The organism is Bremerella alba (assembly GCF_013618625.1).
GTDB classification, from domain to species: domain Bacteria; phylum Planctomycetota; class Planctomycetia; order Pirellulales; family Pirellulaceae; genus Bremerella; species Bremerella alba.
In genome coordinates this window covers 293,611-311,561 of record NZ_JABRWO010000003.1, presented here as the reverse complement: position 1 = coordinate 311,561, position 17,951 = coordinate 293,611, and the positions used below count along the sequence as shown (strand labels likewise).

General features: G+C 53.2%; 16 protein-coding genes. 3 read left to right on the top strand and 13 right to left on the bottom strand.

The window, feature by feature from the left end; translation table 11 throughout:
• Positions 1–53: 53 nt before the first annotated feature.
• The 10 genes from HOV93_RS06945 to HOV93_RS06900 all read right to left on the bottom strand — a co-directional run bounded on the left by HOV93_RS06945 (position 54) and on the right by HOV93_RS06900 (position 10,828).
• On the bottom strand, positions 54–1,643 hold the full coding sequence (locus HOV93_RS06945) for a BamA/OMP85 family outer membrane protein (protein ID WP_207395746.1): 1,590 nt from the start codon (positions 1,641–1,643) through the stop codon (positions 54–56).
• 872 nt (positions 1,644–2,515) lie between these two features.
• Positions 2,516–4,585: an FAD-dependent oxidoreductase gene (locus tag HOV93_RS06940; RefSeq protein ID WP_207395745.1), complete on the bottom strand. Its 2,070-nt coding sequence runs from the start codon at positions 4,583–4,585 to the stop codon at positions 2,516–2,518.
• A 118-nt stretch (positions 4,586–4,703) separates the two neighbouring features.
• Entirely contained in the window at positions 4,704–5,435 is a 732-nt protein-coding gene (locus HOV93_RS06935; protein ID WP_207395744.1) for a hypothetical protein, read from the bottom strand.
• Positions 5,436–5,479: 44 nt separating this feature from the next.
• Positions 5,480–6,187, bottom strand: a complete 708-nt coding sequence (locus HOV93_RS06930; protein WP_207395743.1) for an arginyltransferase — start codon at positions 6,185–6,187, stop codon at positions 5,480–5,482.
• Positions 6,188–6,347: 160 nt separating this feature from the next.
• Entirely contained in the window at positions 6,348–7,790 is a 1,443-nt protein-coding gene (gene dnaB, locus HOV93_RS06925) for a replicative DNA helicase (RefSeq protein ID WP_207395742.1), read from the bottom strand.
• A 423-nt stretch (positions 7,791–8,213) separates the two neighbouring features.
• On the bottom strand, positions 8,214–8,738 hold the full coding sequence (gene rplI, locus HOV93_RS06920) for a 50S ribosomal protein L9 (RefSeq protein ID WP_207395741.1): 525 nt from the start codon (positions 8,736–8,738) through the stop codon (positions 8,214–8,216).
• An 87-nt stretch (positions 8,739–8,825) separates the two neighbouring features.
• Positions 8,826–9,332, bottom strand: coding sequence for a single-stranded DNA-binding protein (gene ssb / locus HOV93_RS06915; protein ID WP_207395740.1), 507 nt, complete (start codon positions 9,330–9,332; stop codon positions 8,826–8,828).
• A gap of 65 nt (positions 9,333–9,397) precedes the next feature.
• A complete protein-coding gene (gene rpsF, locus HOV93_RS06910; protein ID WP_315853362.1) occupies positions 9,398–9,925 on the bottom strand; it encodes a 30S ribosomal protein S6 in 528 nt (175 codons plus the stop codon).
• 16 nt (positions 9,926–9,941) lie between these two features.
• The gene (pth, locus tag HOV93_RS06905) at positions 9,942–10,502 is read right to left on the bottom strand and encodes an aminoacyl-tRNA hydrolase (protein WP_207395739.1); all 561 of its coding nucleotides are present in this window, start codon (positions 10,500–10,502) and stop codon (positions 9,942–9,944) included.
• 44 nt (positions 10,503–10,546) lie between these two features.
• Entirely contained in the window at positions 10,547–10,828 is a 282-nt protein-coding gene (locus HOV93_RS06900; RefSeq protein ID WP_207395738.1) for a hypothetical protein, read from the bottom strand.
• Between the two features lie 474 nt (positions 10,829–11,302).
• Here HOV93_RS06900 and HOV93_RS06895 point away from each other — a divergent pair, with 474 nt between their 5' ends.
• Positions 11,303–11,644: a co-chaperone GroES gene (locus HOV93_RS06895; protein WP_207395737.1), complete on the top strand. Its 342-nt coding sequence runs from the start codon at positions 11,303–11,305 to the stop codon at positions 11,642–11,644.
• 16 nt (positions 11,645–11,660) lie between these two features.
• Here the strand turns inward: HOV93_RS06895 and HOV93_RS06890 are convergent, their stop codons facing one another.
• A complete protein-coding gene (locus HOV93_RS06890) occupies positions 11,661–12,617 on the bottom strand; it encodes a ribose-phosphate diphosphokinase (protein WP_207395736.1) in 957 nt (318 codons plus the stop codon).
• 86 nt (positions 12,618–12,703) lie between these two features.
• Positions 12,704–13,456 carry a sugar phosphate nucleotidyltransferase gene (locus tag HOV93_RS06885; RefSeq protein ID WP_207395735.1) on the bottom strand — a complete coding sequence of 251 codons (753 nt, stop codon included), beginning with the start codon at positions 13,454–13,456 and terminating at the stop codon, positions 12,704–12,706.
• 384 nt (positions 13,457–13,840) lie between these two features.
• On the opposite strand from HOV93_RS06885, the gene HOV93_RS06880 reads away from it, so the two are divergent.
• Positions 13,841–15,385 carry a protein kinase domain-containing protein gene (locus tag HOV93_RS06880; protein ID WP_207395734.1) on the top strand — a complete coding sequence of 515 codons (1,545 nt, stop codon included), beginning with the start codon at positions 13,841–13,843 and terminating at the stop codon, positions 15,383–15,385.
• A gap of 14 nt (positions 15,386–15,399) precedes the next feature.
• Here the strand turns inward: HOV93_RS06880 and HOV93_RS06875 are convergent, their stop codons facing one another.
• Positions 15,400–16,254, bottom strand: coding sequence for a uracil-DNA glycosylase (locus HOV93_RS06875; protein ID WP_207395733.1), 855 nt, complete (start codon positions 16,252–16,254; stop codon positions 15,400–15,402).
• Between the two features lie 184 nt (positions 16,255–16,438).
• On the opposite strand from HOV93_RS06875, the gene der reads away from it, so the two are divergent.
• Positions 16,439–17,896, top strand: a complete 1,458-nt coding sequence (gene der / locus HOV93_RS06870) for a ribosome biogenesis GTPase Der (RefSeq protein ID WP_207395732.1) — start codon at positions 16,439–16,441, stop codon at positions 17,894–17,896.
• Positions 17,897–17,951 lie beyond the last annotated feature (55 nt).

Sequence of the window (17,951 nt, the reverse complement as noted above, 5' to 3'; positions counted from 1 at the left end):
GGTCCTCATTCAGCGTTGGTGCTCGGGGGGGAAATCGAGCTGAACCAGGCTTCTTAGTTGCTGGGCACGGATGAATAAACGGAAGTAGGATATTGCTGCGGCGGTGTGGGCACGGCAGCTTCCCGGTAAATTGGCTGTGAATAGCGACTGACCTGCGGCACGGCCTGTTGCGGAGGCAATTGCTGCGGTGGAGCCTGTTGATAGCCGCCAGGTTGTCCTGCGTATTGATTCGGAGGATAGTACCGCGGCTCGGGGTCCGGGGTGGGGCTCTGACCGCGATAGGTCTGACTTCCACCTCGTTCGGCGACCTGAGTTTCAACATCACTCAATTCAGGCGGAGCGACGGTGATCGAAGGGGCTACGCCACGATGTGGTTCGTTGACGAACAACTGCGATGCTTTGATGCGACGCTCGTCGTCACGGATCTTTGTGATGTCGATGATATCGCCAGGTTGCAGCGACATACGATTCAAGATCACCGCATGCTTGGTGTGCGGAAAGTCGCCGGAGATCTCGATGTTGACGTTGCCAACTCGATACTGGTCCCCTTCCCGGATATCGTAAACCAGGTCCAAAGTACCAGGCGTCTCCAGGAAGCGTGGCTCTGCTTTCACATCGGCGTGGATGTAACCTTGCGAACCGTAAAGATCAGAAATCGAGCGAACATCGGCGGACATCTTCTTTTGGTCGAAGTATTCGCCGCGTTCCATTTTAATCTGCGTGAAAAGCTGTTCGGTATCGAAGCGAGATTGCCCCACGAACGAGATGTTCCTCACTTCGTAACGCGGGCCTTCGTCGACCACAAAGGTAACATAAGCCCACTTACCACTATCGCTGTATTCGATGATGCGATTGATTTGAGCTTTGAAGAAGCCAAGACTTCGATAGTAAGCCGTTAGGCCGTCGACGTCTTGTTCGACCTGAGTCTTATCGAGTTCACCATTAAGGATATAAAACCAGCCAGGCTTGCTTTTGATTTGTGTCTTCAGACGGGCATCGGAAGCAATCGAATTGCCTACGAAGGTCGTGGTGCCAATGCGTGCCAGCGGGCCCTCGTGGATCATAAACGCGACGCCTCGGTCTTCCGGACCCAAGCCTTCCACCACCTGGACGGTCGCTTTACCGTGTCCTCGAGTATGGTAGTAATCTTCCAACTTTAACCGGGCTTCTTCGATGACATATTTGTTGAGGGTGCCTTCGACCTTCATTTCCGACTTTTTCAGCAGCGTTTTATCGCGAACCGATTCGTTGCCGAGAAATTTGATGTATCCAATCCGTGGGCGTTCCTCGAACTGAAAGGTGACATAGATTCCCTCGGCCGACTTATCCGTCAGAATCTGAACATCACGAAACAGACCAGAAGCGGCCAACCGACGAACGTCGGATTGAATTTGTTCTGGATCGAACTCACGCCCAGCACGTGACTTGATCATCGAGCGAATCCGAGTCTCTTCCGTTTGGGCATTCCCCTTTAGGCGAATCCCGGTAATCAACGGTCGAGTCGGAACACTAGGTGTAATCGGTGACGGAGCCGTAAGTTGCGGCACAATGTCTTGTGCTGCGGCCTGGTCTACTGCTAAGCCGAGATTACTTAGCGCGGCCATTACAACGACGCTCGTCAGTCGGTGGTGTATCCACTGCATGCGGTAAATCCCTTTATCAACTTCTCTGGCTGGCTTCCGTGCCTACCATCGCACCCCATTTGCGTAAGGCTTTGGGACGCAATGTGGAGAAATACTGAAACGTCCCACTCCTGACAAGACGAATATCGACGAGGAGTTACGCTGAGCAGGGATACGCATCGGAAAAGTTTATGGTTCAGGCAAATTCTGACGCTAGCGATGCCTGCGACGTCGATATTTCGATGAACCATCAAGCCATCTGGTTTGTCCTGTAACTACCGCCCCATAGGAACCACACTTTATCGAATATGCCTACGATTCCTCTTCCCCTCACGTCCGACGACCATCCCGATTTCATTCAGATCGTGGAATCGTTTGTCGAGCACTACGCAGGTCTCTATCATCCTCCAGGGATCATGGTCTATCACGTCGACAACTGGTTCGGCGAGCGTTGGCTGGGTTTTGTAGGAAAATTTAAGGGAGTGGCAGGAGTTAGAAATCGTTCCGTGAACAACACAACCCTTCCTCTTCCCCCGTTCCGCCCTTCCAGAATCCTATCATGCCGTGATTTCGCTAGCACTCCTGATGATGGCTATCAATTGCTTAACAGCACATCACGTGGCATGCACGAAGAACGCAACGGCGGGGAATTCAGGAATCTTAATCGCCTGAATTTGTATTGTTGGTATTCAGGCAACACGAAGACCAACTCGAATGGCTCGCTGATGATCTACGACGTAACTCACGAAGGCTCAACAGGCTGGTACATCGGATTCAGTAGAATTAAGGATTGGTCCATCGCTCGGACCGTCAATATAACTCGGGAAGAGTGCCAACGGATCTTAACTGACCGCGCACGAGCATCCATAAAGAGTGTATCAGCATCGACACGACTACTCCGTCGCCAGGACCTGAATCGCATCTAGAATGACAAAGCCATCCGTATCCGTATTTCGGATCACAATCGTATTCGTTTTGTCAGCCAAAAGCGTTACTGTGCCGATCTTGCGGAACGCTTGTCCGCTAGGCAGCGGCTTCGTTTGATCGACCGCTAGCTCGAACGTTTTCGAGCCGTTGGTAAGCGTCACAGGGACCCTCTTGGCTCGGGTGGGATGAGCCGAGTAGGCCATGCGGATTTCGTATTCACCACTCTTGGGCACCACAAACTGAAATGTCGCGGTCGACTTGCTATCCCCCCTGGCCTCGTCGTGACGATAACGGCCGTCGATACTGGGTTTAAAGTTGGAAGAGTTCGACCACGCTCCTTCTAACTTGGCTACGGTGTCGTCCAAGACGATCCCTGGCAGGCCTTTCGAGGCGATACTGCTCGCAACCGGCGGATCGGGCAGCTCGGCCAACTTCGGCAAATCTAAGACTTGCCCTTGGGCCAACAATCGCTCGCGGAGATTTGGATAAGACAACGCTTGGACGCTCGTCTCTTCGCTGGCGGCCATCGCAGCAGCAATGCCAGCACTCTGCCCGATGATCATCCAGGTAGGCTCGACACGAATCGAAGAAATCCCGACGTGCGTGCACGACATGGCAACCGGTACCAGCAAGTTATCGCACTCGCTCGGCTGCGGCAAAATCGACCGATAAGGAATGTGATACGCGTATCCGTGCCGCCGACCAGGCATTCGAACCGGAAAGATGGTCCCCTCGTCAGCGACCGTTCCGTCGGCCAGTGCCACACGCTGACAATCGTGAGAATCGATCGGAAAAGATGACACGGCAATCGGATCGTCCTTCTCCGGCGATTCCAAAATATCCTTCTGGCTGACAACAGACATCCCCTGCATGCGTCTTCCTTCACGAACATACAACTGGGGAGAGAAATGACCGGTCGCTTTAAATTCGTCTCGGCACAAACCGAGCCGGGCATACTTAGCTCGCACATCCACCGGCACAGCAGGGTCGGTTGTGAGGAAGTGATAGAACTCGAGTGTGTACTGCTTATGCTGCTCAAAGATTTTGTCACGTCCGGCTTGGTCCGCTTCGCTCCAACCATTACAGGCCCCGACGAGACCTAGCGAGAACTGCCCACCGATGGAATTGTTTCCGTCGAACTTGTTGCCCGGCAGCGGATACAAATCGATACCGTAACTGCGACCGCCGGAAGCTATGTAACGCCGGATCGCTTCAAACCGAGCCGGGTCGTAGTTCTCTGGCTGCGGCATGGGCACGCGATTGTCAGGCTCGGCAGTCAAGCAAAGTCGAAAGCTGTAGACCATCACCAAGTCATCGCCTGCCGCGTCTTCACCCGGCTTAGCCGTCGTGACCAAAGGAAGCAGGTTCCCCTCGGCGTCGAAGCCATCGATGCTCATCTTTCCCTTGGGATAGCGTTTCCCAGCGAGAGACTCTCCGAATTCCGCTTTTCCTTCGCGGCCGATAGTCCAGCTGACATTCGCTGCGGCCATTAGATCGCCTTCATAGGTGGCATCGACAAACGTCTTTGCATGGAAGGCCCCTTGATTAGTCACAAGCTGCTCGATGGTGGTCCCATTCATCTTCGCCGACTGCAGCACATGCTCTGGCAAGACCTGCACGCCTGCTTCATTCAGCATCGCCATGGTGACGCGCATCGCAACGTGTGGTTCGTAGGTCCATTTGGCGTTGTCTTTCACGCTCACATCGTAAGGCAACTCGACACCTCGAGCCTTATAATCCGCTTCAAGCCGACGGTGCCACTGGTCGAACAGCCCCATCACGGTCGAGCGTACGGTCTGGTTCGAGTCGCTGAAACTTAGCCCGCCGGTATTCACTCCACCGACATGCGAGGTCGGTTCTAGAAGAATAACAGACGCGCCTTCTCGTGCCGCAGCGATCGCCGCGCAAAAGCCGCCGGGCGTCGATCCGTAGACGATGACATCGGCCGATTGGGTTTCGGCTTGAAGTTGGCCATCGGTGAGGCAAATGCTTAGAGCGCATAAGAAAGCAACGAACGCAGACTTTAAATACTTCATGAGAGAACCAGGTGGGGTGGTCGAATGATGGGACAATGAGGTGGCATTATTTTATTCTAATTCATGCCTGCGTTACAAATATGTCCGTTTCATTCCCTCTGTAAATTTCAGCACCTGTTCAGAAACCTAGCGAATAGGTCACCCATGGCGAGTAGTGAAGAAGCAGCAAGGCCACTCCCACCCAGTGCAGCCAGTCTCTTGGCTCTTGCCGGATGAGGTCCCAAACGGCCAACAATATGACCAGTACAACAACGCAAACTCTGGCAGTCTGGCTGGACTTACCGATTAGGTCGTAGGAGATCACCTTCCCCATGGGCAGTCGGAAAGGATTGAGCATGACCAAGGTCGACATATTTACGAATAACAACAACCCGAAGATCAATCGCCAGGGTCGAGAGAAATGGACATGCCATAGAAATGTAAGGATCAGCAATACCGTCCCGACATGCTGCACGAGACCTTGTGTTTCATAAATCTTGGAGCGAAATGGGTCGTAAACGAGCGATGAATCGATTGTCGCAACATCAACCCCGACGGCAACAAGTGTGACAAGTTCGTGGAAGCCAATGCACAGCAAAATCACGTGCCCCGGTTGCCATGACCATACAATCCCTTGAGAACGCCAAAATCCCATGAGAGCGATCGCGGTGACTCCGGTTCCCAAACCAATCGCATTGATCCCGTAATATTGAATCCAATGCCAATCAAGATTCCCAGCGGCGTTACCCACCATGATATTCCGCAAGGCCACCCAAAGTCCTAACGAAATGGATAAGAACGTCACCCAGAGAAATAGCGTGGCCAATGAGAATGGCGGAGTGCCGGAAGTAAGCTTCGTAGATTCGGACAAGATCGTTTTTCCTGGTGGGACATCTCCCACTCGCAATGCGGCCCTCACTCGAACCGCTGCCATTTGCCGTCGAATCGCCGTTCGTGTGGCAGATAATTCGCCTTGTATTTCATGTGTGCATTCCCAGCGACATAGAAGCCAAGGTACAGATACTTGAGCCCCCATTCACGGCAAGCTTCAATCTGCTTGAGTACCGAAAAGTTGCCGATCCCCAGGTCGGAAAGCTCGGAATCGAAGTAGCAGTAGACGGCCGACATGGCTTCACGACCAACATCGGCGATGGCGACGCCCACCAATTCGTCGCTGCGATAGTAGCGGAATTCGATACTGTTGCAGCAAGTGGTGCCGATAAACTCTTTCAGACTTTGTAGATCGATTTCACTGCCGGGCTCGCCGAGACCTCTTCCGACTTTGTGCTTGTTGTAGAGATCGACCCGCTGTTCGTCGATCAACGGCTCACCGATTTCGACGCGAAGCTCAGCCTCCGCCCTTTTCAAAACTCGACGATGACGCCGCCGCGGCACGAAATCTTGCACTGGGATACGGATCGGTTCACAGGCATCGCAGCCTGGGCACTGCGTATGGTAAATAAAGATTCCCGACCGTCGGACACCCTCGGATAGCGCCTGATCGAAAGCTTCTGGTTCGGCCCGAAAGTCCGTCAGATAGAACGGGAGCACCGCCAGCCTATCCGGCAGGTAGGGGCACGACTCTTCGACGTCGATAAATTTTGCCCCATAGCGATGACTCATCCAGGCTCTCGGCGCTCTTACTAGAACAAAAGGGGGCCCGAATTAGACGAAGCTCGGACCACCTCTCTTATTATAGCCCTTACCTGCGGGAAAAAAGCTTCTAAATCGCCTCACGAAGCTTGGCATCGATGGCTGAGGATTGCCGCGTGAGCCAGGGAGACTAAAAGCCCCCCTCGCCACCTTGGTTGAACGCCGAAAAGTCGTCAGGCTCGCGATCAAAAGCATTCTCGAACCGCGTAAAGTCTTTGAGCCACGTTAGCTTAATGTCACCAACCGGGCCTGCACGCTGTTTTCCGATGATGATTTCCGCCTGACCAGCAAACTGCTCGCGTTCCTCACCATGGTGGTAATATTCTTCACGGTGAACGAACATCACAACGTCGGCATCTTGTTCGATTGCGCCTGATTCACGCAGGTGACTTAGCTTCGGCTTATTGTCCTTGGAAACTTCGGCCTGACGATTGAGCTGTGCCAGGCAGAGAATTGGCACGTTCATTTCACGCGCTAACCCCTTCAGTCGCCGAGCAATTTTAGCCACTTGTTCCTGTCGAGGATCGTTGGCATTGTCAGGCTCGATGAGCTGCAAATAATCGATTACGACCAAGCCTAGGCGTTTCTCATTGCGAATAATACGTCGCGCTGAAGCAGCGATTTCCGCCACGGTTCGGCTCGGCGAGTCGTCGACAAACAGGGGGGCTTCCCCCACGAGTGATGACTTCTCGATCAAGCGGGCTCGGTCTTCGTTGCTGAGCGTTCCATTCCGCAAACGATGACCATTCACACGAGCAACACTACACAGCAAACGATCGCAAAGTTCGACCGAACCCATTTCCAAGCTGACAAACAGGACGGGAACCTTGTTATGCACGGCGATATTTTCGGCAATATTCATGGCGAACGCCGTTTTGCCCATGGCCGGTCGAGCTGCGAGAATCAATAGCTGACTGCCATGGAAACCACTCGTCATTTCGTCGAGATCGTTGAACCCGGTCAGAACGCCATCTTCATTCGCCTCACCACGCAGACGAGCATCGATGCGTTCCATCGCTTCGGTAACAATCTCGCGCATGCTGGCCATACTGCGACTATCGCGACCGTCGAGAATGCTAAAGATCTTCTGTTCTGCTCGACCGATCAGCTCTTCTGGCTTGCCAGCTTCTTGATAGGCATCTTGCAAGATATCAGTCGCCGCGATGATCAGATTTCGACTTGTCGCTTTCTTTCGCACGATTTCCGCGTAGCTAACCGCGTGGGCAGCATGCGGAACGCTTCGAGCAACCGTTGCCAGGTAGGCGGCACCACCGCAAAACTCCCAGTCTCCGGCATCGCGCAGATGTTCGCTGAGAAGCGTGATGTCGATCTTTCGGCCGCTGTTGTGCAGATCGACCATATGCTCGAAGAGCTTCTTATTCGCTTCGTCGTAGAAGTCCTCGGGACGAAGGACCATGATCACATCGTCCAGAACGTCGGGCAGCAGAATGATACTGCCCAGCACGCATTGTTCCGACTCGATACTGCACGGCGGTTGGTTATCAAGAAGGCTGGTGGTTACCTGTTCTCGATCGTCGTATCGCCGCTTCTTAGATTTGCTGCCGGTGGCCAAGGATGTGCTCCATCCGTAGGTTGAGGATAAGTCTGCCTGACTTCGGCTTCCATGTTACCACGGAGCTAACATCGGGCAACGATGTCCGTAGATTTAGCGATCGTATTTGTGAGCATCACAAAATAGACGCGATGGCACAAAAAAACTCCTCGGGGAGGCCGAGGAGTTTTTTTGTGTGTCCGCTGGGGAAGCTGACATGGCGGGCGTCTTCGGTGAAGGGCCGACCGAGCTTCGTCACCTTTGGAAATAAAGGAAGTGCGACTTACTAAGACCAGCAAACCTCGAGTCTAACGGAACGTGACTCAAGAGGTCGCCGTAGCGTGCTATACTCGCCGTATTTCAGCGTCTATTGCGAGCTGAAATGCAGGATATGAGCACAATCAAACTCAGTGCGAATTACGCACGATGACTGTCCAGGCGGAACTAATCGCCGGTGACAGTCGGAACAACCCAAACCTTCAATTCCGATTCGATTTCGGCATGAAGGTGAATCTTGACCGTATACAAACCGAGTTCCTTCAACGGACCCTGCAGGCGAACCTGGTCTGGGGTCACGGTGAAGTTCTGCTCCTTCAAAGCAGCCACGATTTCAACCTGACCGACGCTACCGTAAAGGTGACCTTCGTCGTTGGCATTGGCTTCGATGGTAACACTTTGACGGTTCAGCAAGTCGGCGATGGCACGCAGACCAGCCAGACGCGACTTTTCAATCTCAGCCAACTTGGCTTTATGCTTATCAACCATCCGCTTGTGGTGGGTGGTTGCAACGGTAGCCAAGCCCTGCGGGATCAGGTAGTTGTTGGCGTAACCGGGACGAACTTCGACGACGTCACCAGGTTTGCCGAGGTGATCCACGGATTGGATCAACAACAATTCGATACCACCGTGCTTGCCTTTAGGCAAACGCTTCCAAGGACGTGCTTTATGCTTATCAGATCGAGTCGGCATGGTCTTACTATTTCCAATAATTGCCAGTGGTTTGGCGATCTCTATATAAATGTCTCGGTGACGTCGACGCAGGTCAACCGCCAGCCACTAAAACGGAATGTCATCGTCGGCTGCCCCTTGGGATCCAGATCCGCCAAAGCTGCCATCGTCGTAGGAATCGTAGTCGTTGGAACCACCCTGGTTGCCACCGCCGCCACCTTGCGGTTGCGATTGACGCTGAGGGGGTCGCGAGCCGCCACGGCTTCCTCCGCCGCCACCGCCTTCACGTCCGCCGAGCATTTGCATCTTCTCGCCGACAACGCGAAGCTTGGATCGCTTCTGTCCATCCGTTTCCCACGAGTCGAGCTTGAGCCGGCCTTCAATTAAAACAGGCGCGCCCTTGCTCAAATATTCGCTGGCGATTTCTGCCGTGCGGCCCCATAAGGTCACATCAACAAAGGTCGTTTCATCGACCCATTCGCCGGTTTGATTCTTTCGTCGATCATTGACCGCCAAGCCCAGCTCGGTGACGGCCAGACCCCCGTTGGAAACGTAACGGACTTCAATGTCCCGTGTCAGGTTCCCGACCAGAATTACTCGGTTGAAACTTGCCATCGTGACGCTCCTTCCAGGAAAATCAAAATCAACTGAAGTCTACTCCGCAAATTACTGACGACGATTTAGTCGGCAGCTTCTACGGTTTCTTCTGCAGTTTCAGTGTCCGACGATTCTTTTTCATCATCGGCGGAATCATCCGAACTGGTTTCAGCCGCTTCGCCATCGCCGTCGCCAGCGAGTTCATGCCCTTCGGCATGCGCGATCAGCATGTCTACCAGACGTGGATCTTGCTTGATGAAGAGGTAACGCAGCATGTCATCGCTGATATTGCATGCGTAGTTCAACTCTTCCATCTTGGTGCTATCCATCCGGAAGTAGGTCAACCAATAGGTTCCGCGGCGATGCCCGTCGATCGGGTATGCCAGGCGTTGCTCCGCCCACATGCGGCTGACCAGGATTTCGCCACCGAGCTTTTCCACCAGGGCGTTGATTTTTCCGGAGACCCCACTGGGATCCTTTCCATAACGATTGGAGTCCAGAATGAACATCCCCTCATACACGTAAGCCGCCAAGGTCTCAACTCCTCGAATATCGACGAAAATGATCGGTGAGTGGCTGGCCGCAACTTGCTGGGCCGATAAGCCAACCACATGATTAAATGATTTTTTATCCGTTGTATTGATTCATTGCAGGCACGAGACCCAGGACAGCCCAGTCTTCGACGACTGAAGCGGCCTGCTCAATGCATACATCCATCTCTGGCTTTTCTGCCTTGGCAAAGTTGCTCAAGACGTATCCAGCCACATCTGCTCCTTCACGGGGAGGCCCAATTCCGACACGCAGTCGGGGTACCTCATCCGAGCCGAGCTTTTGAATGACATCGGCCAGCCCGTTTTGCCCGCCTGCCGATCCCTTTCCCTTCAGCCGAAGTTTGGCCAAGGGAAGATTAAAATCATCGCAGACAATCAAAACGTCTTCCAGCGTCAATTTGTAAAAATCGAACGCCGGTCGAACACTGTCTCCGCTTTTATTCATGAAGGTGTGAGGCCAAAGCAACATCAGCTTCTGGCCGCGAACACCAACTTCAGTCATTTGACCGTTGAACTTCGACTTGGGCTGCGAGGCTGAATGCCGTCGAGACAGCGTATCCAGCACATCGAAGCCGACGTTATGCCGCGTACCTTCGTACTTTTTGCCTGGATTTCCGAGCCCGACGACGAGTTTCATCACATCCAGTCAATCAGCATTACTACGCAAGGCATTTCGCCGTCTTAGTTTCCAGGGCGGAAAAAGTCGACGTGAAGAACTTCATTCCCGAAAGTGTCCCATTGGACCTCTCGCATCACGACGCTCTCGCTCACGTCACCTTCCAAGGTGATGTCCTTAATACCGTGGCGAACAATCACATTGAATTGATCAGCACACAGTTCCAGGTGCACCACTTCCTTGTCGTTACCGTACAAAACGGCGGGAATCTTCCCGTCGCGACGCAGGTTACGATTGGCAATCTTGCCGGTCTTTTCTCGCTTCGTGGCTTTGAGTGTTTCGGCCATGAAAACTTGTTCCGCAGTCTAGTAAGTGTTGTCTAGGGGCGACCGGGCAAAAGGTGCGTTGGTCGATTCTTATGAAATCAAAAGTGATCCGGCGAAGGAACGTGTGTTCCCTGGGGACCAACTTCGTAATTTTGGAAACTGGTTATTTTGCCAAACTATCTGCCGTTGGCAAGTCCAAACCAGGGTCTCGGCGCTGATTTCGTGCCAAGTGAACCCCAACCAACATAAAATCTTCGTCGAAACGATATCCAACCAGGTCAAATCACCCCCGAAAAAAGTGCCGAACCATGCGACCTAAAGTAAGTATTCAATGCAAGTTAGGCATACAATCTAGCCAATCGATCAAATTTACCATGGGTGGTGAGAACACCAGAGAGCCGAATCATCGCGGGGGATTGCTAATCCGTTTTCTTTAAGAACAATTGAACAGAACACCTAATCGTCCCCTGATCGCTACCCTGAAAACGGAAATCCATGGCCAAATCGACCCGCAGTAAAGTCATCGAATACGTCGAACCAATTGGTGCCCGTGTCCTCGTACGCAAGGACGAACCGAAACGGACGACCAAGGGGGGCATCGCGTTGCCGGACCAGGCAGAGATCCCGACGATTACCGGGCGAATCGTGGCCATTTCAACGCAAATCGAGAACAACGAAGACTTTCCGCTTCGCCAATACGACCGAATCCTCTTCCACCCCAAGGATGCGATTCCGGTCGACTTCGAGACCGATAATCAACTGTTTGTCGTGCCGGTTGATGACGTTGTGGCCGTATTCCGCCGCGATACAGGCACTAAGCCGCCGAAGGAAGACTAAGGCCTCCGAAGAGCAATTAGCCAATGTTCTCGCGGAACAAAGCGCTAATCGACTCGTCGTTATGAATCCGCTTGATCGCCTCGCCCAAGAGTGGCGCGACCGATAGCACACGCATGTTGGTCAGCAGATCTTGCGATTTCTGCGGAATTGTATCGGTCAGAATGAGTTCTTTAATGGGCGCGGCTTGCAATCGAGCGACGGCCGGGCCACAAAGAACTCCGTGCGTTGCGGCGATATAAATCTCTCTGGCACCGGCCTTATGAACCACTTTCGCCGCACCACAAATCGAACCTGCCGTGCTGATCATATCGTCGAAAATAACGGCTATCTTCCCTTCGACCGGCCCACCGATGATGTTTTTGGTCGTCGTTTCGTGGGCACTTGTTCGACGCTTGTCGACGATTGCCAATTCGCCGTTGAGTCGGCGATGGTGGTTCACAGCACGTTTGATGCTGCCTGCGTCGGGGCTGACCACACATAGCTCTTCTGTCGGAACGCCTAGGCTCAGAAAGTAATGATTTAATACCGGCGAGGCATTCAAGTGATCGACCGGCACATTGAAAAAACCCTGAATCTGAGCGGCATGCAGATCCATGGTCAGCACGCGATCTGCCCCGGCACTTGTGATTAAATCAGCGACCAGCTTAGCAGTGATCGGAACTCGTCCTTCATCTTTGCGGTCCTGACGAGCGTAACCGTAATAGGGGATGACCGCCGTGATTCGCTCGGCACTGGCACGACGACAACTGTCGATCATGACCAGCAATTCCATCAGATTGTTATTCACCGGCGGACAAGTCGGCTGAACGAGAAAGACGTCGCGACCGCGGACGTCTTCATCGATCTTGCACTGAATTTCTCCGTCTGGGAACTCGCCCAGGGAAACTCGCCCCAGTTTCAGATGCAGGAAGTTGCAGACATCTTCCGCAAGCTTAGGGTTAGCGCGACCGCTAAAGATTTTGATCTCACGCATGACGTAAACTGGGTAACCGGCTGAGAGTTGTCGAAAAAGGTGCTATGAACCAAAAAAAGGGGCCCCTGCCCCTCAAACCACTTTCGTCAGGACTTATTGTAACCAATTTCCGCCATCACACGCTCTACCTCGGCCAATTGCTCGCGTGAGTTGATGCTATACGCTTCACATGCTTTCAGCACCGGGACCGCGTCGACTTTATCTCCAAGCCCTTTCAAGATCTTAGGGCAGTCGGTGAGATAGTATTCCCCTTGGGCATTGTCATTGCTCAGTCGCGAAAGTGCCTCGACCAACCGTGGAGTTTGGAACACATAGGTGCTCATGTTGACTTCGGTGATCGTTCGCTGCTCTGGCGTAGCATCTTTCTCTTCGATGATCCCTTCAAATACGCCTGAGTCGTCACGAACAATTCGGCCCAAACCGGTTGGATCGTTCCGCTTCAACGTTCCTAGTAGGCACGCGTGACCTTCCTCCTCGAAGGTCTCGAAAAGCTTGCTCAGCGACGACGGTTGAACCAGCGGTGAATCCCCTGCCAGTACGACTACCCCACCGTCGGAAGATTTCAGTTGATCGAGACACTGCTGAACTGCATGCCCGGTGCCCAATTGCTCTTTTTGTTCGACGAAAACAACGTCATTACGAGACTCGAGGGCCTTTTGGACGTCGTCGGCGCGATATCCGACCACACACACGACCTTTTCGACTCCGACCGCTCTGAGAGCATCCAAGACGTACTCGATCATCGGACGGCCGAGGACTGGAAACAGTACCTTGGGCATCTCCGACTGCATTCTGGTCCCTTTTCCGGCAGCCAGAACAACTGCAATTCGCTTTCCCATTTTGCCTACTCGCTTAGGCCTCGAAGCATGACATGACCGATAGAGAGGGCACGAATCGGCCCGCGAACGGTCGTATCTTGGCATCTTCTGGCTTGAATTTCCAGTAGCGACAGCAGCCAGGGAAGAAATGGGAACAATCGGAACCTATTTAACCGTTATGACTTAGGGATCTGGCAAGAAAATTTAACGACCATAACGGTTAGAGCAACTTCCACCCACCGGGGTTGCTTGCCAACGAATTTTTTTTGGCCCTCTGGAATTTGCTTTCATGTTAAAAGTCGAATAACATTACGTTCGGAACAGACAACTCTCATCCTCGCAATCTTTCCTAGACGGAAGAGGTGCCCTGATCGCTGCTGGACGGTCGGGGTCCAGGAACATTTTATGGCTGATCTTACCGCTGAAGAATTCGCGCAGCGCGTTATCGATTTTAATCTTCTCGAACATCGCCAGGTCGAACAGGTCTGGAGCGAACTCGGAACTCGGGAAGTTTCGTTGGGTGAATTCCAAAATCTGATGCTTCGCAAAGAGTTGTTGACCAACTACCAGGTCGAACGCGTCATCAAAGGCCTGCGAACCGGCTACTTCTACGGCGATTACAAGGTCCTGTACATGATCGGTACTGGCACCTTCGCACGGGTTTTTCGCACAGTCCATAAAGACACCGGCAAGGTGGTTGCCGCCAAGGTATTGCGTCGGCGATTCAGCGAGGACCCCAAGCGTGCTACGCAGTTTATGACCGAAGGTGAACTCGGTAAGGGGCTGCGACACCCTAATATTTGTCCGATTTACGAGGTGCACTCAGAAACCTCGATGTATCAACAGGGAACCAGCTATTTCCTGATTATTGAATTCATCGAAGGGCAAAACCTGCGAGATTTGTTGCGAATTCGGGGAAAATTCAGCCCGAAAGAAGCGACCCAGTTGATGATCGACATCACCTCTGGCTTGGCCTATGCTGCGGAACGTGGCCTGACGCACCGTGACCTGAAAACCTCCAACGTCCTCATTTCATCGCGTGGCCGTGCCAAACTGGTCGACTTTGGCCTGGCCGCATTTGCCGAGCAAGTCAACGAAGACGGTCAGGCATCTAACCCGCGCACGGTGGACTACGCCGGACTCGAAATCGCTACCAACGCCCCGCGCGATGATCCCCGGAGCGATATTTACTTTGCCGGGGCCACCTATTACCACATGCTCACTGGCGCGATTCCACTTTACGAAACGCGCGACCGACAGAAGCGTCTAGCTGCCACCCGTTACTTAAACGTCGAGCCCATCGCGAAGGTCGCACCAGACCTGCCGCGTTCGGTGGCCTCGGTCGTGTTGAAGGCGATGGAAACGAATCCGGATCGTCGCTACCAGACCAATGGCCAAATGCTAATGGACCTGAAGATGGCGGCCAAACGACTGGAACTTGGCGACGATTCCACCGCTGGCGAAATTCGTGGAAAACTGGCAGCACAAAACGAAGCTCGGATTGCCAAGCAGTTCGAAGGCTACAACAAGACAATCATGATTGTCGAATCCAACATGGACATGCAAAATGTCCTGCGTGATCGTCTAAAGAAGTATGGTTATCGCGTCCTGGTCATCAGCGATCCTCAGCGAGCCCTTAGCCGATTTGTCGATGATTCGAGCCCGGCGGACATCATCGTATTCAGCGCGATCGATATGGGTCAGGCGGCCCTGGAAAGCTTCAATCAATTCGCCCAAGACATCCATACGAAGGACAAACCGGCCGTATTGATCGTCAAAGAACGGCAAACTGCGATTCGAGATGCAGCCGAACTCGGTGAGAACCGCGCCATCATGACGATGCCGGTTAAGGTTCGCGAACTTCGAAAGTTGATTCACGAACTGCTGAAAGATCCGCTCGATCCCGATGAAGCAGATGCTGATGCCGAAGAGGAAGCAGGCACAAAGTAGTTGCCGCCTAGCACTCAGGGCTTGGGAATCGCGATCCCCATATCCTTGAGCATCATCTTCATGTCTTCCCACACGTCCTTTTTGGCCGAGGGATTCCGTAATAAGTAGGCCGGGTGATACGTGACTACCACCTTGCTACCGCGGTACGGATGAAACTGACCGCGGAGTTTGCCGATTGGTGCGGTCGATTGCAGCAAATTCGTAATCGCGAAACGCCCCAGGCAAACGATATACTCTGGCTGGATGATTTCTAACTGTCTCTCAAAATAAGGACGGCAGTTCTCATTTTCTTCCGTGGTCGGATTTCGATTTCCTGGCGGCCGACATTTGAGTGTATTCAGGATATACACGTCGCTGCGCTGGAACGAGCAGGCCTCGATGATCTGCGTCAGGAGTTTTCCGGCTCGTCCGACAAATGGCTCTCCTAGACGATCCTCGTCCGCTCCAGGGGCTTCGCCGAAGAAAGCAATCCGGGCTTTCGCACTACCGACCCCAAAGACCGTTTGCGTTCGTGTTTTCGCCAGTTCAGCACAAAGGGTACACCCGGCAACGGTCGCTTGAAGTTGGTCCAGTTCCTCCTGCCGCTTGGCCGCCGAGAGCTTGGCATAAGCCGCCGGCCACGGCTCATCCGATGAACTGGGAAGCGCTGGCGCTGCTACGGGTTTCGCCGTGGAAATGGTCTCCGTCTTTTTAGGCTTGGGCATCTCGCTTGCTCCTTGCGGTGCGGACATTTCCGGTTCGTTTGGGGGTGGGGCGACAGGCGTACGGGGAAGTTCGAGCCCTGCCTGCTTGGCGATCAACTGCACACCGGACGATTGCCAGGCTTGTGCCTGTTGAAGAAGAACTCTGCGAATTTCAGGCTCGTCCATGCCGGTGCTGTAGAGTGGATTAAATGGCTTGGGTACTGAGAATTCACGCAGGAATGGGAACGCTTAGAAGTTTTCCCTTACTCAGGCGAGACCTAGCACGTAAAATGAAGTTAATCCATATTAGGGTAAGTAATTCATGCTTTCCTGTCATCCATACTCGCACCCCTGATTGAATCCTGCCCCTATGGCGGTCCCCCAAGTAGTTATCATCGGTCGTCCGAACGTCGGTAAATCCAGCATCTTTAATTGGTTAGCCGGTCGCCGGTTAGCCATCGTGGACGATGTCGCAGGCGTCACCCGAGATCGCATGGTCCATTTACAGAAGTGGAATGAACGCTTTTTCGAGATTGTCGATACGGGAGGAATTGGCGTCAACGACGTCGATAATCTCACCGACGAGATCGAGCGGCAGATTCAAATCGCCATCGACTCGGCCGACGTCATCCTGTTCGTCGTCGATGTCCGCAGTGGCATGCTTCCGCTCGATCAGCAAGTCGCGCAGCGTCTGCGAAAGATCGACAAGCCGGTCGTGCTAGTCGCCAACAAATCCGACGCCCCGCACATGGATGTCGAAGCCGATCAGTTTTATCGTCTAGGGCGAGGTAAGCTCGTCGCCGTCAGCACCCTGCAAAATCGCAACAAGAGCGAACTGCTGGATGTCATTGCCGATCGGCTTCCCGATGTCGAAGCCCCGCAAGATCCCGATGACCTGCCGGAAATGAAAGTGGCGATTGTTGGTCGCCGGAACGTCGGCAAAAGCACGTTCGTCAATACGCTCGCGCAAGCCGACCGAATGATCGTCAGTGAAGTGGCCGGGACGACTCGCGACAGTGTCGACGTCCGTTTCGAGATGGACGGCAAGTCGTTCGTTGCAATCGATACGCCGGGGCTTCGCCGCCGTGTAAGCGTGAAGACCGACGTCGATTATTACAGCACCCACCGTGCCGAGCGAAGCATTCGACATGCCGACATGTCGCTGATGTTCTTCGATGCCTCGCAGCAAATCAGCAAAGTTGATAAACAACTTGTTCGCTACATCAGCGATGAGTTCAAGCCGTGCATCTTCGTGGTGAACAAGTGGGATTTGTACAACACCCAGATGCCGACGGAGCGCTGGGCAACGTACCTGCGTGAAACCTTCCCCATGATGTCGCACGTGCCCATTGCGTTTATCACTGGGCAAACCGGTAAAAACGTGAAGACGGTACTCAACCACGCGCAGATGCTCTACAAGCAATCTCTCTCGCGGATTGGCACCGGCGAACTGAACCGGATCTTGAAAGAGATCATCGCGCATCATCCACCACCGCTACATAAGAATCGCAAGCCGAAGGTTTATTATGCCACGCAAGTTGGGGTGCAACCTCCCACATTCGTGCTGATGGTAAACATGCCCAAAGCATTTTCGCAGAGCTATCAACGTTATCTGATTTCCTCGTTCCGCGATGCAGTCCCGTTCCCCGAAGTCCCCATCAAGCTTTACCTGAAAAAGCGAGAGTCTTCGGACAAGCGAGACGATTTTGGTAAGATCGGCAAGCCTAGAGATGGCTCCGAACTCTCCGACGAATTCCTGCCAGATATCGATGAGTCGGCAGATAGTTCGGTCGTCGAAGAGTACGACGACGCCAACGAGGAAGTTTGATCGGCTGCCTATCAATAATCGATACTTTCTATAAAAAAACCGCAGAGCGACATTT

Coding starts and splice junctions, on each gene's coding strand:
- HOV93_RS06895 (WP_207395737.1), top strand. CDS start 11,303: ATGGCCAAATCGACCCGCAGTAAAGTCATCGAATACGTCGAACCAATT.
- HOV93_RS06880 (WP_207395734.1), top strand. CDS start 13,841: ATGGCTGATCTTACCGCTGAAGAATTCGCGCAGCGCGTTATCGATTTT.
- HOV93_RS06875 (WP_207395733.1), bottom strand. CDS start 16,254: ATGGACGAGCCTGAAATTCGCAGAGTTCTTCTTCAACAGGCACAAGCC.
- der (WP_207395732.1), top strand. CDS start 16,439: ATGGCGGTCCCCCAAGTAGTTATCATCGGTCGTCCGAACGTCGGTAAA.
- HOV93_RS06900 (WP_207395738.1), bottom strand. CDS start 10,828: ATGGCCGAAACACTCAAAGCCACGAAGCGAGAAAAGACCGGCAAGATT.
- HOV93_RS06940 (WP_207395745.1), bottom strand. CDS start 4,585: ATGAAGTATTTAAAGTCTGCGTTCGTTGCTTTCTTATGCGCTCTAAGC.
- pth (WP_207395739.1), bottom strand. CDS start 10,502: ATGAAACTCGTCGTCGGGCTCGGAAATCCAGGCAAAAAGTACGAAGGT.
- HOV93_RS06890 (WP_207395736.1), bottom strand. CDS start 12,617: ATGCGTGAGATCAAAATCTTTAGCGGTCGCGCTAACCCTAAGCTTGCG.
- rplI (WP_207395741.1), bottom strand. CDS start 8,738: ATGCCGACTCGATCTGATAAGCATAAAGCACGTCCTTGGAAGCGTTTG.
- HOV93_RS06930 (WP_207395743.1), bottom strand. CDS start 6,187: ATGAGTCATCGCTATGGGGCAAAATTTATCGACGTCGAAGAGTCGTGC.
- HOV93_RS06945 (WP_207395746.1), bottom strand. CDS start 1,643: ATGCAGTGGATACACCACCGACTGACGAGCGTCGTTGTAATGGCCGCG.
- HOV93_RS06885 (WP_207395735.1), bottom strand. CDS start 13,456: ATGGGAAAGCGAATTGCAGTTGTTCTGGCTGCCGGAAAAGGGACCAGA.
- ssb (WP_207395740.1), bottom strand. CDS start 9,332: ATGGCAAGTTTCAACCGAGTAATTCTGGTCGGGAACCTGACACGGGAC.